Source organism: Stappia albiluteola (genome assembly GCF_014050225.1).
In the GTDB taxonomy this organism is placed as follows: Bacteria; Pseudomonadota; Alphaproteobacteria; order Rhizobiales; family Stappiaceae; genus Hongsoonwoonella; species Hongsoonwoonella albiluteola.
This window is the reverse complement of sequence record NZ_JACFXV010000028.1, coordinates 1-593: the sequence shown is the minus strand read 5'-3', so window position 1 is coordinate 593 and position 593 is coordinate 1. Positions and strand designations below refer to the sequence as shown.

Sequence of the window (593 nt, the reverse complement as noted above, 5' to 3'; positions counted from 1 at the left end):
GACGTGGGCGCGCAGGAGGAGCCGGCGGTGGCCGCCCTTGCGGATGGCGGCTTCGTCATCGCCTGGCGTTCGCTCGGCCAGGACGGGTCGAGCTACGGCGTCTATGCGCAGCGCTACGATGCCGATGGCATTGCGGTCGGCGGCGAGGTTCTGGTCAACACGCGCACGTCCAGCAACCAGCTGGAGCCTTCAGTGGCCGGGCTTTCGGGCGGCGGCTACGTGGTGATCTGGCAGTCGCAGTTCCAGGACGGCTCGGGCCGCGGCGTCTACGGCCAGATCTATGATGCCTCCGGCAGCGCGGTGGGGGCTGAGTTCCGCGTCAACGAGACCACCGCCGGCGACCAGGACGAGGCTTCGGTGGCCGGCCTGCCCGATGGCGGTTTCGTGGTCACCTGGACCTCCGCCAGTCAGGACGGGTCGGGCGACGGCGTCTACCAGCGCCGCTTTGCCGCCGACGGCTCGCCTTACGTCTTCACCCCGACATTCGTGGAGGACGGGGCGGCGGTGACGATCGCGCCGTCGCTGCAGCTCGGCGATGTGGACAGCGCCACGCTTGCCGGCGCCACGGTGGCGATCACCGACCATGTGGCGGG

General features: G+C 70.5%; 1 pseudogene. It reads left to right on the top strand.

Features of this window, described 5'->3' with window-relative positions:
- Positions 1 to 27: 27 nt before the first annotated feature.
- Positions 28 to 593, top strand: a pseudogene (locus H2509_RS21305) (hypothetical protein); the annotation flags it as partial.